Source organism: Psychrobacter sp. Ps1 (assembly GCF_022129425.1).
In the GTDB taxonomy this organism is placed as follows: domain Bacteria; phylum Pseudomonadota; class Gammaproteobacteria; order Pseudomonadales; family Moraxellaceae; genus Psychrobacter.
In genome coordinates this window covers 71712-87513 of the sequence record NZ_JADQAN010000015.1, presented here as the reverse complement: position 1 = coordinate 87513, position 15802 = coordinate 71712, and the positions used below count along the sequence as shown (strand labels likewise).

Below are 15802 nucleotides of genomic sequence, written 5' to 3'. Positions count from 1 at the left end.
ATACCGATAGCCAGTAACACACAGATGGCGAGGATAAGAGACAGATGAGGCACCCAGCCAAAGCCGATCATGGTGATGCCCATGATACCGATGACGATGGCGGATATAATAAAGGCGAGCTTGGCACTGATTAATGTAAGGGGTTTTGGTGGCATGACACATCCTTAAAATGCCAGTAAATACTGGCACTAGATTGGGTTTGATTTTAATTTTAATGGTAGAAGTATGATTGAAGTGATTTGTTAGTAAAGCAACCTATTACTTATCGATTAAGTCATCGGTCTTAGCTGCCATGACAAAATCATTGCGATGCAAACCCTTAATACTATGCGACCACCAAGTGACCGTAGCCTTACCCCACTCTACCAATATACCCGGATGATGCCCTTCTGCTTCAGCGATGTCTGCCAGTTGATTGGCAAATGCCATTGCTGAGACGAAGTTTTTAAATTTATACTGACGCTGCAATTGCTGAATACCATCTACTTCGATCAATGACCAATCAGGAATTTGCGGTAATAGTTCTCGCGCTTCGGCTTCATCAACTTTTGGTGAGCCAATGCGGCAAGCTTCGCAGCTGTTTTGTGATAATGCTGTCATAATAAAATCCTTTTATAGTGGCTGTTTTCGATGTCTGTTTTGATAGCTACTTTCTAATACTCGTACGTCCATGTTGATATAGCTGTATTGCTATCTCAATATTCCGTACTGAAGTGTTGGTTTTTATGTTTAATTTTGAATTGCCATTTTAACGAGTTTTTTCTGGATAGGTCGGCTCGAATAGTCCAAGCGACATAGCTTTTTTGACCGCACCCATAATGTCACTATTGACGATATCAAATAAGGTATCTAATTCATCGATAACATAGTAGATCGGCTGTATCTGATCGATACGATAAGGCGTCCGCAACACATCAAGCAAATCAAACGCTCGGTGTTCAGGTTGCGGTTTAGGCTGATGCTGTGTTGTATATTGAAGGTTTGATTGCTCTTGTGCTGTATGATCAAGCGCATAGACCGTTTCAGAAGGTGAACTTAATATACCGCCGCCGTAGATTCTACGATTTTCTATGCGACTGCCGACCAATCCAAACTCAATGGTAAACCAATACAGTCGTGCTAAAAACCAGCGCTCCTCTTTCGTTGCGCTAAGACCAAGCTTGCCATACGTCTCATTAAAGGCTGCAAACGCAGGATGGGTCAATAGCGGGCAATGCCCAACGATTTCATGAAAGATATCAGGCTCTTCAATATAGTCCATATCATCAAATCGACGAATAAACGTCGCCACAGGAAAGGACTTATTGGCGAGCAGTTTAAAAAATTTACCAAAGCTGATTAATGCAGGCACAGCGGCGGTCTGCCAACCTGTGGTCGCTTGTAATACCTCGTCAATATCTCGTAGCTGAGGAATACGTGTGGTCGGTAGGTTTAACTTAGTTAAACCCTCTAAATATGCAGTACACGCACGATTGGGCGTTTGTTCCGCTTGACGTGCCAGCAGCGCTTGCCACATCGCATGCTCATCATCACTATAGTGAATATGACCATGACTATCGGGTTGGTGTGAGATATACGGTTGTTTTTTATTTGTCGCATTAGAATGACTGGACGCATCGTTGCTTTGCTTATTAGTCGCAACGCTATTGGTACCGATGGCCGTATTAAGAGAATCTATCTGTGATAGGCGTTCCATGCCTGTATTCCTTTTATCGCAATGAGAGCATTACCTTTGCTGTCGTGCTTGTAGGTAATACTCCTATTAAGGACAACACAAACTCCTTTTGTCTTGTCCATTGATTAAATGTGGGCTAAGCGTTAGGTAGCTTTATAGCGTTTCAGTCTCTGGCTGACCGACTGTACCGCGACGTACTTGGTCGCGCTCTATCGACTCAAACAACGCTTTAAAGTTACCTTCACCAAAGCCATCTGCATAATCGCCTTTACGCTGAATAAACTCAAAGAACACTGGGCTACCCAAAATAGTTTCAGAGAAAATCTGTAGCAGCAGACGCGGTGCACCGCCTTCTGTCGTGCCGTCTAACAAGATACCACGCGTTTGCAAGTCGGCGACATTTTCACCATGGTTCGGTAAGCGCTCGCTCAGCATTTCATAGTAAGCAGCATTTGGTGCGGTCATAAGCGGAATACCAGCCGCTTTTAGCTTATCGATGCTGGCAAACAAGTCATCACTGGCTAGCGCAATATGCTGAATACCTTCGCCATTGAAATGCATTAGATATTCTTCTATTTGACCACCGCCCTGTTTGGCTTCTTCATTCAGCGGAATACGGATTTTTCCATCAGGTGCGGTCATGGCTTTACTGGTTAGTCCCGTGTACTCACCTTTGATATCAAAGTAACGAATCTCGCGGAAATTAAAGATACGCTCATAGAATTTTGCCCAGTACGCCATGCGTCCACGATAGACGTTGTGCGTTAAATGGTCGATAACTTTGAAACCATAGCCGACAGGGTTTCTGTCGATATCTGCAAAGAACTCAAAGTCGACATCATAGATAGATTCGCCGTCTTTATAACGGTCAATCAAATAGATTAGTGAGCCACCAATACCTTTGATAGCAGGCAATCTAAGCTCCATCACCCCAGTTGGCACGTCTACTGGCTGCGCACCCATTTCTACCGCACGCTCATACGCTTTTTTGGCATCTTTTACCCGAAAGCCCATGCTACAAGCACCAGCGCCATGCTCTTCAACGAAGTAACTGGCTTGGCTTTTTGGCTCGCGGTTTAGGATAAGGTTGATATCACCTTGGCGATATAGCGCAACATCTTTTGAACGATGATTGGCGACATGAGCAAAACCAAGCTGCTTAAACAATGCGTCGACTGCATCAGGCTGCGGAGAGGCAAACTCGACGAAATCAAATCCATTTAGTCCCATTGGGTTGTCAAATAAATCTGCCATTGTAATTATCCTTAATTTCAATTGGTAATAGAAAATCGATGAGTAGTAAAAGTCGATCAATAGTAAAAGTCTATAAAACGATTAATAATCAATCTTTATTGTTGACGTTGTATTTATATTAGATTAGCTTTATTTATAAGACTAATTGTTTTTTATGATTTATTTATCAGGTTTACTTATGAATATCAGCATTCGCCAATTGACCGCATTTATCAAAGTCGCTGACAACGGCAGCTTTACTCGTGCCAGCGAACAGATGTATTTGACTCAATCTGCTGTTAGTGGATTGATTAAGGAATTAGAGACTGGCCTCGGTATCGTGCTGTTTGATCGCACCACTCGCCAGTTGTCTCTGTCAGCAGTAGGACGGCACCTACTACCGCAAGCACGGCGCATCTTGAATGAAATGCAGCTGTTTGAAAATGAAGCAAGTAGCTTGACCAGCTTGGCCCAAGGTCAGGTACGCTTGGCGGTATCACAGTTTGCAGCATCTTCCCTACCTGCCGTCATCGCTCAATTTGCCAAAGAATATCCAAATATTGGCGTCTCACTATTGGACTGTTCAGCAGAAAACTTGCTCAAGCATATTCAAGATATCGAAGTCGATTTAGGGGTTGGTACCGAGCTTGGTTTTATAGAAACTGAAGATGATATCGGGGCTGACCTGTTGTATCAGCTACCTTTTTGTGTGGTTATGCCAGACAATCATGCACTGGCACAAAGAGACGAAATTACTTGGCAAGATTTATTAGAAACACCGCTGATTACCTTACAAGGTCCGTTCCTCGATCAAGTAACCGCAGAGCTCGACGACTCTATCTCCGCTCATGTGCAACAAGCTCGATACAAGGTGAACTTCATGTCCACCGCACTTGAGATGACGCGGCAAGGCTTTGGTATCACGTTGTGTCTGCCCTATATGCCTGAAGTTATTGATTGGGTCAGTGCCAATGGACTGCTGATGCGACCACTCGCTCAACCAGTCAAAATGCGGCAATTTTTTATCTATCAGCGTGCCTCACGGGCATTGTCTCCGGCGACAATTGCTTTTAAGCAGTTTTTGCAAACGTATTTTGCGACTCATTATAACGACCTACATCACTCTGAATCGTCGTCTAGCGAATGACGTATAGCATGTCAAATGCGCTTGATAGACGGATAAACAATCTATTTGGCTATTTATTTTATTAATTGCCTCATATAACCCACTCTCGTGTTGAGTTCAGCCGCAATTTGCTCTATGATTTTCGGCTGCTCGATTTATATTTTTATAAGGAAATGGCATGTTTGAACGTATCGATTATTACGCTGGTGATCCAATCTTAGGTCTTATGGAAAAATACTCAGCAGATAGCAATCCTAACAAGGTCAATTTAGGTATTGGTATTTATTATGATGAGAATGGCGTATTGCCTGTACTCGACTGTGTAAAAACAGCCGAAGAGCGTATTGCTGATCCTATCGCACCGCGTCCATACCTGCCAATGGCAGGCCTGCCAGGCCACCGTAAAGGCTGTCAGGAATTACTATTTGGTAAAGACGCCCAGATTTTAAAAGACGGCTTGGTCGCTACTATCGCTACAATCGGTGGTTCTGGCGCATTGAAAGTTGGTGCTGAGTTTATCCATGACTGGTTCCCACAAGCTAAGTGCTATGTGAGCGATCCAACATGGGGCAACCATATTGCTATCTTTGAAGGCTCTGATGTAGAAGTGGGTAAATACCCGTACTACGACAAAGCCAACAGCAGTATCAAATTTGAGGAAATGATTGCGTTTTTTGAGACATTGAACAAAAACGACGTCATCTTGCTACACCCATGCTGTCATAACCCAACCGGTATGGATTTGACCCAAGCGCAATGGGATACTGTACTCAATGTCGTGAAGGCGCGTGAGCTGATTCCATTCATGGACATCGCTTATCAAGGGTTTGGCGAAGACATGGACAGCGACGCTTACGCTATTCGTAAAGCAGTTGAGATGGGCCTCCCATTGTTTGTTAGCAACTCATTCTCTAAAAACTTATCGCTATACGGCGAGCGCGTCGGCGGCCTATCAGTCGTCTGCCCAACCGTAGACGAAACCGATCGCGTATTCGGTCAGCTGAACGCAACTGTACGCCGTATTTACTCAAGCCCGCCATCACATGGTGGACGCGTGGTCGATATCGTCATGAACGATGAAGCACTACATGAGCAGTGGGTTGGCGAAGTTTATGCGATGCGCGACCGTATCAAAGCCATGCGCCTAAAGCTAAAATCGGTATTAGAAGCTAAAATCCCTAACCGTAACTTTGATTACATCACTCGTCAAAATGGTATGTTTAGCTTTACTGGTCTCACGCCTGAGCAAGTCGAGCGTTTACAGATTGAGTTTGGGATCTATATGGTATCTAACTCACGTATGTGTGTGGCTGGACTGAATACTAGTAACATCGACTATGTGGCTAATGCCATGGCAGACGTCTTAAAAGATTAATTAGTCCAAGTTACTTAACATGTTCCTCAATATGTAACTTTATAAAAAATAAACATAGATAAGAAAGGCTGAGCGATTGCTCGGCCTTTTTTTTGTGCCTAGTATTTAATCAAAATTATTTCGTCAAAACTATTTTATTAAAATCATCTAGTCAGAACCGTTTAGTCAAAACAACGACAACCACTTTTCAAAGCAGCCTTTTCACAAAAGACATTGCACAAAAAACTTGCAATCCATATATCAATAAATTACATTATACGTAAGTAATTAATTATAACGTAATTCATAATGTATATTAGCAAGGAGCAAATCATGTCAACGACTGACAGCACACTCACGTCTTTTATCGATATCGCTGCTGACTCTGACTTTTCTATTCATAATCTCCCTTATGGTATCTTTAGTGAAACCAAAGACGCTGTTGGTGATAACAAGCGCCGTGCAGGCGTTGCCATCGGTGAGCATGTGCTCGACTTGTCTGTATTAGAAACAGAAGGACTATTAAGTTTGGATGGTGGTCCTTATTTTAACCAATCCACGCTAAATTCTTTTATTGATTCTGGTCGAGACAATTGGACGCAGGCACGTACGACGATTCAGACACTGCTGTCTAGCGACAATGACACCCTACGTGACAATGCAGACTTACAGAACAAAGTCCTGTTTAAGCAAGCAGACGTCACCATGCATTTGCCAGTGCAAGTACCGGGCTTTACCGATTTCTATTCATCGAAAGAGCACGCGACCAACGTCGGCACCATGTTCCGCGATCCAAACAACGCCTTGCTACCTAATTGGACCGAAATGCCTGTCGGCTATAACGGACGCGCCAGCACCGTCATCGTCAGTGGAACTGATATCGTGCGTCCATCCGGTCAGCTAAAGCCTAGCCCTGACGACCGCCCTATCTTCTCTGCCTGTAAGCGCTTGGATTTTGAGCTAGAGACCGCATTTGTCGTTGGTAAAGGCAATCATATCGGTCAGCCAATCGCCGTAGATGATGCCGCTGATCATATTTTTGGCATGGTGTTGCTCAATGACTGGTCAGCACGAGATATCCAAAAATGGGAATACGTGCCTTTAGGTCCATTTAATGCTAAGACCTTTGCCTCCGAGGTTTCTCCTTGGATTGTCACCATGGATGCGTTGGCTCCGTTCAAAACAGCTTGTCCAACACAAGAACCCAAGCCACTCGCTTATTTAAATGAAAAATCGAGCGACAACAGCTTTGACATCAATCTATCGGTTGAATTACTACCTAAAAATGCGGAAACAGCGACCATCATTTGTGAGACCAACTTCAAATACATGTACTGGTCAATGGCACAGCAGCTCACCCACCACACCATCACTGGCTGCAAAGTTGAAGTCGGTGACATGATGGGTTCAGGCACGATTTCAGGACCAACGCCTGATTCTTATGGCTCGATGCTAGAGATTGCTTGGAATGCTACCAAACCAGTCACGCTTGAAGGTGGCGAAACACGCAGCTTTATCGAAGATGGTGACACAGTCATTATGAAAGGCTATAGCGAAAAAGACGGCATCCGTGTTGGCTTTGGTGAAGTACGCGGCAAGGTATTACCAGCGCTTAGCTTTGATTTTGATAAATAAAAACCGTATATAAAAAAGGCGTAGAAATAGATTAAGACTGTCAGAAAGTAAAGACATATCGACTCTAATTACTGGCAGTTTATATATTAATATTAACAAAACGCCTTATCAAAAGGAGTTTGATATGAGCTTTCAAATTGAGAAAATCCATCATGTGGCTTATCGCTGCAAAGATGCCAAAGAAACCGTCGAATGGTATAAAAAGAATCTAAATATGGATTTTATTCTGGCATTCGCAGAAGATCATGTGCCTTCGACCAAAGCCTTTGACCCTTATATGCACGTCTTTTTGGACGCTGGTAATGGAAATGTCTTAGCGTTTTTTGAAGTACCCAATCAACCTGAGATGGGCTTTGATCCTAATACTCCAAGTTGGGTGCAGCACTTAGCGCTAAAGGTTAAGGACCGTGACGAGCTAATTGTTGCCAAAGAGCATTTAGAAAATGCAGGCATCGATGTCATTGGCGTGACCAATCACGGCATCTTTCACTCGATTTACTTCTTTGATCCCAATGGTCATCGCCTCGAGCTGACCTATGACGATCCGACCTCAGAAGACAAAGTCTCGATGATTACAGATGCCATCAAGCAAGACATGTTAGATGAATGGTCTCGTACCAAGCGTGCTCCTGCACATACACAGTTTTTGCATAGTGATGAGTTGTCTGAAGCACGCGAAGTTGCCCCTGTCGGTGAGTAACTCTCCTGTCATTCTGTTTACTGCCTTTTTAAATGATCAGTTAATCATCGCTTTAATTATAAAAGTGCTAATTGACGACATACCCTAGGTATTAATGAATAGCGAACCATATCTAACCATCATGAAAGGACTCTATGATGAAAATAAGAACCCCTCTAGGAATATTCTTAGCCGCCTCGATTGCGATGACTGGTTGCTCCAATAACGACCAAGCAGGAGGCGCGTCTACAGATGCAGGTGAAGTGACAACATTGCGGTTCTCGCATTTCATGACTGCCACTGACAATATAAACACCGAAGCGTTAGAGCCATGGGCAAAGAAAATTGAAGCAGATTCAAAAGGTCGCTTAAAGGTTGAGATATACCCTTCTGCGACGCTCAGCAAACCAGGTGCTACCTATGACGCTACAGCTAAAGGTAGCGTAGATATTGGTATGCAAGCGCAAGGATATACAGCAGGACGTTTTCCTTTGACTCAAATCGTAGAGTTGCCAGGCATCACAAATACTGCACAGCAGCAGAGCTGTATACTTCATAAACTATATGACGAGGGTGTCATTAAAGACGAGTACGAAGACACTCACTTGCTAGCGCTGATAGGCACTGGACAAGGTGCACTTCATACGGTTGATAAACTGATTCGCACGCCAGCTGATATGAAAGGTCTGCGTATTCGCCAACCTTCTGCGGTTGCTAGCCACATTATCGAAGCCACTGGTGCTGCACCTGTCGGCATGCCTGCCAGTGATACTTATACCTCTCTACAGCGCGGTGTCATTGATGGGCTCAGCTTTACTTGGCAACCCATTCAAGCGTTTCGCCTTGATGAGCTGATCAATACGCACACCAATATTCCTTTTTATAATTCCACCTTTGTGATTAGCATGAACAAAGAGAAATACAACAGTTTGCCTAATGACCTCAAAAAAGTAATCGATGATAATTCTGGCGCAGAGCTGGCAGCGCATATCTCTAAAGTATTTGACGTCAGCAATGCCAAAGCGATGGCCGCCGCCAAAGCAAAAGGCGATATTATGATTGATATTCCTGATCCACTCAATGACCCAGATTGGAGAGGCCCATTAATGGAAGGCTCTCAGCATTACCTTGATGAGGTAAATGCGACTGGTCTAGACGCTGACAATGTATACAAAAAAGCAAAAGCGGCCAGTAGCGCCTGTATGGTTTAAAGCATGAATTGAAGACACACCCTAGCTTATAGCACCACATACTGGCTAGGCAATTTGATAACGCCTCGCTATCGTTAGTATTTGCTCCACCACGTTATGTTGCTCACTCATAGGTAATTGCTCTGTCGTCCCAATGATAGTGATGGCATATTCTAGCGGTAGATCTTCACTAGCAATTTTGACACTACTCATGGATGGTTTAGTAGCACTATTGGCAAACTGCGGCAATATAACAGGTATCGTAATGGCGTTAATCCCCATAAGCATATCGCCCGTCACTGTCGCATAGCCTTGAGTACGTATTTTAGCTTGTAGCTGGGTAAAGTGCTGCAATTTCTCGGCCATATCTACAGCGGTATTACTCGTATGCCACTCAGCTGTGACCAATGGTTGAATGACGGCATCAGGTTGATAGCTGGCAAATAACTGCCCTGTGGCCGATGTCGTCAGCGGCATACGTGAGCCGATACGAGTGATGATACTAATCGGGCTGTCTGGCTCAACGGACTGAATAATAATAGGGCCTTCGCTAAACCATTTGGCGATTTGCACACCGCAATTTAAGGTATCTTTGATTTCATTAGCCACTTGCGTGAGACGTGCCAAGAGATTGTTTCGGTTGAGTTCCGTATGTCCTAATGATGCCAATGCATTGACCCTATCGCCAAGCCCATAGCGCCCATCATCAAGCTTACGCGCGTAGTTTTTGCGGATGAGACTGACCAAGTAACGATGGGATTTTGCTGGATGCATTTGCATGGCTTCAGCGACATCCTTTAGCATCATAGGCTCATTGCGGTCGATCAGCACATCGAGTATCGACAGCCCAATCTCAAGCGACTGAACCCCACTTTGGTTTTTACTGCTGATAGAACTGTCTACAAGGGTTTTGTCTGCTGGCATGATTTACTCGATTCTGGTGTGCTTGGTTATTTTTAATGATGGTTTGCTTGTTAGTGGTTTGTTCAATAAGGGTTTACCCGATCAAATATCACTAAGATACAGCCCCTACTTCATAATATTTATCTTTATAAAAACACATCAATATAAGGACATGAATCATGATGACACTTTATGGCTACTTTCGTAGTAGCACGTCTTACCGTACTCGTATCGCTATGAACCTAAAAGGCTTAGATTACGAGGATATCACGATCAATCTGGCACAGGATGAACAGTTAGAGTCTGCCTTTAAAGCGATTAATCCGCAAGGACTGGTGCCTGTCCTACAAGCTGACGATTTATTATTATACCAAAGTCCAGCTATCTTGGAGTGGTTAGAAGAGGTCTACCCTGAGCACGCACTATTACCTAACGATGCTGCTGGGCGTATGCAGGTACGCGCGCTGAGCGCCATGATTGGTTGCGACATCCACCCAATTAGTAATCGCCGCATCCTACAGTACCTACGCAATGAGCTGTCAGTAGACAAGAAAGATGTGATTGCATGGTGCAATCGCTGGATCAATGAAGGTTTTGCCGCTTTAGAGACACGTTTGGCAGTGGATAACAATCGCGGACAGTTCTGCTATGGGGACAGTCCTACTCTCGCAGATTGTTATTTGATTCCGCAAGTCTCTTCTGCTCGCCGCTTCAAAGTAGATTTGAGCGCTTATCCCAATATCGTCGCTATTGATACTCATTGCCGTACACTAAAAGCGTTCGCAGATGCGGATCCTATGATGCAGCCTGATGCGCCGAAACGTGATGCCTAATTTAAGACAGTTTTTTGAACAGCACGCTACTTATATTCTTAGGGCATGTCATAATTTAGATTACGGACCCTAAAATAAGACGAATTGTAGCCAAACAAAGAAGAACTCGTTGTTTGACAAAACTTGCTATTTTAAGGCCACTAAATGTATTAATGTGCTAATTGATGATATACCCTAGTTAACCACCCTTTATCAAGCCGTAAAAAAGCAAGACATCCAATGTCTTGCTTTTTTATAGTCTATCGATAACTACAGTCGAAAGGTTTTGTTAATCAAAATGGAAACCTGCACCAACTGCCCCACCTACGTTACCTTGAGTATCTGCTGTACCATTTACCTTGATGACCCAGCGACCATCATTAGATAATTTAGAGAAACCAATTGCTACAGCGCTCTCTCCATTGTAGGTACCAACACCGCCACCGATCAATGACTTACCTGCGATATAAGCTTGAGGCATTGCCGACATTGCCATCGCAGCTGAGATACCTGCGTTTGCATCGTCTTCTACTTCGTCAATTTTGTAGCCAAGATCGCTCATATTGTTATTGAGTCGACTATCAAGCGCGCTAAGCTGACTATAATTGACGGCGTCTGTTGCTTCGACCCCATCGGCGACACCAGTCATGCGTTGGTTACCAGCATATAGACCTTGAGACGTCATACTTGGTCCATCTTGCATACTAATGCCTTCACTATTGATCACCGTTGTCCCAACTGTGACACTATCAACGCTGATATTACCGTTTAGATCAAACTTAATACTACTGCCATCTGCTGTGGTGGTGATGTTACTGCCACCAGTGAAGCTTAGGACACTATCATCGCCAATTGGTTTGTTGATATTAGCACCACTGTCTGCGCCAAAATTGAGTCCAGCATCTAGCTTATCTTTATTGGTTTTGATATTCGTGGTATTGGTCGTGATATTGCTGGTATTCGTAGCAATATTTGTCGTATTGGTCGCGATATTGGTTGTATTAGTGGTAATGCTCTCTGTGTTAATTTGCACATTTTCACTAATTTCAATCGTACCTTGTCTGATAGAAGCAATCGCACCATCAATATTGCTTTCACCCGTTCCACCAATGTCACTGTTGGTAAAAGTACCATCTTCGGCATTGTAAACAGTGTCACCACCGATAATACTACTGATACCAGCTCCTTGGGCGTAAAGCTGACCGCCGTTTATGGCGTCCTGGCTTTCTGCCGAAACTTCTCCATTTTGAACGTTGGTAATTTTGGTATTAGCGGCATCAATACCACTTTTCGTGATGCTTGGGCCACCTGCAATAGTCAGTCCATCGTCATTCATAACCGTACTACCAGTGGTTACGCTATTCAAAGTAATATCTGGGTTCAGATCAAAGCTAATGTCATTAGCATTGGTAGGTATGGCTACAGCTTGTAGTGATGGACTACCATTAAGAGCAACGACATCACTCACTGATTTCCTAGATACCTTGATATTACCGTCTTTACTGCTAAGGTCGACAGCATCTCCTTGTTTTACCATCGTAGCGATATCACCTTGAGCGGTGATGCCCCAACCTTGATCCAAGGCAATGGCGACATCTTTTAACTGCCCAACATTGACAGCATCCGTATTTAGCACACCTTCCCCAACGTTGCGAATGGGGTTGCCTCCATTGTCTAGACCACGGCTACTCAATGAGACCTGAGAAACCATTCTATTCACGCCATTTCCAACGAAGGTAAAGCCTGCATTACTCATGATGCTGTTACCTATCTGTATACTGCCAGCATCTCCAAGGTCTAACTGATTATTCAGTTTCACTTGGACGCCAGTCGCAGAAGCGACAGTAGTCAGATTGTTATCTCCTGTGACATTGATAGTATCGCCTAGCGAGAATTGCTGATCATTATCGCTATTGCCGTCACCAATTTTGATACCTTTAGCGACTTCGTTATTGGTCTTAAACAGCTGACTACCGTTAACCGCATCTTTACTAGTAGCGCTCAACAATCCATCAGCAACATTAGTAATTTTGTTGTTGCCATTGTTCAGACCATTGTTAGTCAGTGCTACCTGATTATTATCGCCATTATATAAAGTAATGCCTGCATTATTAACCTGAGTATTGCCAGTGGTAACGCTGCCTGTATTACCAAGATTAATATCTTTATCCAATCTGATAGTCAAGGTATCAGTACCATTAGCAGTGACACTAATGTTTTTCGTTGCTGGATCAGCATTGATGGTATCGCCACCTTTGACAGTTAGCTTTTGACCAAGTTTACGGTTGACATCGGTACCACTGTCACCCCCAAAGTCTAGACCTTGGTTGATAGTAGAATTGGTTTGATTGAGCTGGTAGACATTGACGGCATCAGTATCGTCCTCACCAGCAGCAAGACCCGTGATTTTACCGGTATTTTCAGCATTGATGACTACCTCACCAAACTTCGGTGAATCAGCCATTTGAATCTCAATACCACCATCTTGTGTCGCAATCGTATTGATATTGCCTGATGAATATGTACCAATAGCTGTTTTACTACCAACAATCTGCATCTCCTTGTTTAGGTTGCGAGTGACATAACCAACAGTTGGATTGTCATTACCAGAGAATCGTAAACCATCATCTTCTAACGTCGCTATGGTATGACTGTTACCGTCAACATCTTCGTAACTTAAGCGAGTGACGTCTGTGTCATCATCAAATACGTCGCCAGATTGGATTTCTGGACGCATGGTCAGCGTTGGACTCACACCGTCTATCCCTGCAGGACCCGTTAGCCCGATTGTGCCATCAGCGCCATTCAGGGCAATGCCAGATTGACCGTCTGCGCCATTCACACCGATGAAGCCATCTACACCATCTTCACCGTCTAGACCTGGCCCACCAACACTGAGATTGTCGCCCAATGCAAAGTCGATTTCGTTATCTGCCACTGTAGTGACGATACTGCCATCTGCACTGGTGTATTTGACCGTCTCACCAAGTTTGACTTTGTCTTTAGTCTCACCAGGCGCTAATGAGGCGTTGTCGGCAGTAATGTCGAAACCTAAGTCAGTCAGATCCGTTGTCACATCATTCAACTGATCAAGGTTCACCGCATCAGTACCATTGACACCTTTTCCAAGGTTCGTGATTGTGTTGGTTGGGTAATCCTCTTCATCAGCGTTGGAACCCATATCAATACCCGTACTGCTAATAATCGGACCACCGTTATTGATCATGATGCTGTCAAGATCCGTTAGGTTCTTAGCCATCATTAGATTTAGCTTACCGTTATCACTGTCAACACGTAGGTTGGCACCTGAGGCATCAGCAGAGTTAGCTAACGTACCTTCGATGTTCAAGGTTTCGTTGAGCTGCTTAGCAATGGTAGCACCCGTGTTTCCTGCGAATTTCATACCATCTTCCATGGTGGCAACTTGGATATCATCAATGACGATACGTGTAATGCCGTCCTCACCGTTCACACCGTTCACACCAAGTACGCCATTAATGACACCGATGGTACCTGATGCACCAGTTGGACCCGTTAGCCCGATTGTGCCATCAGCGCCATTCAGGGCAATGCCAGATTGACCGTCTGCGCCATTCACACCGATGAAGCCATCTACACCATCTTCACCGTCTAGACCTGGCCCACCAACACTGAGATTGTCGCCCAATGCAAAGTCGATTTCGTTATCTGCCACTGTAGTGACGATACTGCCATCTGCACTGGTGTATTTGACCGTCTCACCAAGTTTGACTTTGTCTTTAGTCTCACCAGGCGCTAATGAGGCGTTGTCGGCAGTAATGTCGAAACCTAAGTCAATGACACTTGAGATACCACCTTTTAACTGCGCAACGTTCACTGCATCACTATTGTTGGTACCCGCGGCTAGATTAACAATTTGACGACGAACCGCTGCTTCATTTCCAGAGGCAGCTCTACCCACGCTTACAGCACCAGTCGTACTTTTTGTGGCTAATATAGCATCTCCATTGACACCAGTTGGTACATAGCCTCCAACATTACCACCGACATTGGCAGTTGAGTTTGATCCTAAAGCGACACTGTCCTCGAGTAAACTCTGCGCACCGCTACCAAAAGCCATCGAGTCTTTGCCTTTCGCTAGAGTCTGCTCATTTATCTGATATACCACACCAGACTGAGTACCTGTAGCATCTGCACCGTTAATGTCAGCAGAACCAATGGCAATCGAGCGGTATCCTTCTGCTCTAGCAGAATGACCCATCGCTAAAGATCCTTTTCCCGTAGCAGAAGACACATTACCAATCGCTTGGGCAAAATCCTCTGTCGCTGCAGATTGACGACCTAAAGCAAGTGAGGTATTTCCTTTTGCTAGGGCGGCGGGTCCAATTGCAACCGCTGCCACATTTTCAGATTTTGATTGAATCCCTAGAGCAATTCCTAAATTACTTGACGAAGCATTCATCCCTAATGATGTACCTGCTTCGGTTGCTACTGCCCCAGTACCAATCGCGGTAGAGCTAAAAGCTGTAGAAGTGTCAACACCCGTATTATCAGGGTTGTTTCTTTGATAAAAAGTAACTGCTGGATCAGATGATAAGTCTGCAACAGAATTACAACCCACTGCGACACTATCGGTCTTCCCTGCGGATGCAGCTGTACTACAATTACTAGCTGTACCAATTTCCACACCGCCCCCTACTCCAGTTGCTGCAAAAACTTGCGGCGACATCGTAAAACCAGCCGCTATCAACCCTATTCCGATAGCGCTAAGACGTAATCTATTGATTGATGATGCGTTAGACGTTGTATTTATGGTAGCGTTAGAGCTAACGCTAGATTTGGAAGATTTGCCACGTCCCTTGGCGTATTCACCAACAGCGGTAAAACAACTTAAGGCTTCATTCCAGATGACTTTATAGATGCGGTTCATGATGCGTACTCCCTTACAGACTTGTCAGATTTAAAAAATCAGAGATAAGATCCATGTCAGAGAGACGATGTGACAAAATAAAACGGGTTATAAGCTTATAATAACGAGACCTTGTTCAAATAATAGTTGTAATAGTCTTTAAGGAATAAGACGTTTTGTTTTGTATAATCTTTATCACTCTCTGTATATATTAGTATTACCGAATATATACAGAGAGACAATACCGTTCATCCGCGTTTTGGTACCGTTTGTCTATTATATTCATTTAAACGAATATAAATACTTT

The 15802-nt window shown here is 44.1% G+C and carries 11 protein-coding genes; 6 read left to right on the top strand and 5 right to left on the bottom strand.

Annotation, left to right across the window (positions count from 1 at the left end):
- Positions 1-258: 258 nt before the first annotated feature.
- From I3249_RS09215 to hppD, 3 genes are all read right to left on the bottom strand, one after another.
- On the bottom strand, positions 259-600 hold the full coding sequence (locus I3249_RS09215; RefSeq protein ID WP_238069684.1) for a 4a-hydroxytetrahydrobiopterin dehydratase: 342 nt from the start codon (positions 598-600) through the stop codon (positions 259-261).
- A 148-nt stretch (positions 601-748) separates the two neighbouring features.
- Positions 749-1696 (bottom strand): phenylalanine 4-monooxygenase, encoded by a 948-nt coding sequence (gene phhA / locus I3249_RS09210; RefSeq protein WP_238069683.1) that lies wholly within the window; start codon positions 1694-1696, stop codon positions 749-751.
- 132 nt (positions 1697-1828) lie between these two features.
- On the bottom strand, positions 1829-2929 hold the full coding sequence (gene hppD, locus I3249_RS09205; RefSeq protein ID WP_057759888.1) for a 4-hydroxyphenylpyruvate dioxygenase: 1101 nt from the start codon (positions 2927-2929) through the stop codon (positions 1829-1831).
- A gap of 178 nt (positions 2930-3107) precedes the next feature.
- Here hppD and I3249_RS09200 point away from each other — a divergent pair, with 178 nt between their 5' ends.
- From I3249_RS09200 to I3249_RS09180, 5 genes are all read left to right on the top strand, one after another.
- Positions 3108-4055 (top strand): LysR family transcriptional regulator, encoded by a 948-nt coding sequence (locus tag I3249_RS09200; RefSeq protein WP_238069682.1) that lies wholly within the window; start codon positions 3108-3110, stop codon positions 4053-4055.
- Positions 4056-4212: 157 nt separating this feature from the next.
- Positions 4213-5409 (top strand): amino acid aminotransferase, encoded by a 1197-nt coding sequence (locus I3249_RS09195; protein ID WP_238069681.1) that lies wholly within the window; start codon positions 4213-4215, stop codon positions 5407-5409.
- Between the two features lie 312 nt (positions 5410-5721).
- The gene (fahA, locus tag I3249_RS09190; protein WP_238069680.1) at positions 5722-7023 is read left to right on the top strand and encodes a fumarylacetoacetase; all 1302 of its coding nucleotides are present in this window, start codon (positions 5722-5724) and stop codon (positions 7021-7023) included.
- A gap of 124 nt (positions 7024-7147) precedes the next feature.
- A complete protein-coding gene (locus I3249_RS09185; protein ID WP_238069679.1) occupies positions 7148-7723 on the top strand; it encodes a VOC family protein in 576 nt (191 codons plus the stop codon).
- A 137-nt stretch (positions 7724-7860) separates the two neighbouring features.
- Positions 7861-8913, top strand: coding sequence for a TRAP transporter substrate-binding protein (locus tag I3249_RS09180; RefSeq protein WP_238069678.1), 1053 nt, complete (start codon positions 7861-7863; stop codon positions 8911-8913).
- A 45-nt stretch (positions 8914-8958) separates the two neighbouring features.
- On the opposite strand, the gene I3249_RS09175 is transcribed toward I3249_RS09180, so the two are convergent.
- Positions 8959-9816: an IclR family transcriptional regulator gene (locus I3249_RS09175; protein ID WP_238069676.1), complete on the bottom strand. Its 858-nt coding sequence runs from the start codon at positions 9814-9816 to the stop codon at positions 8959-8961.
- Positions 9817-9977: 161 nt separating this feature from the next.
- On the opposite strand from I3249_RS09175, the gene maiA reads away from it, so the two are divergent.
- A complete protein-coding gene (gene maiA, locus I3249_RS09170; protein WP_238069689.1) occupies positions 9978-10628 on the top strand; it encodes a maleylacetoacetate isomerase in 651 nt (216 codons plus the stop codon).
- 268 nt (positions 10629-10896) lie between these two features.
- On the opposite strand, the gene I3249_RS09165 is transcribed toward maiA, so the two are convergent.
- Positions 10897-15516, bottom strand: coding sequence for a YadA-like family protein (locus tag I3249_RS09165; protein ID WP_238069675.1), 4620 nt, complete (start codon positions 15514-15516; stop codon positions 10897-10899).
- Between the last annotated feature and the right edge of the window lie 286 nt (positions 15517-15802).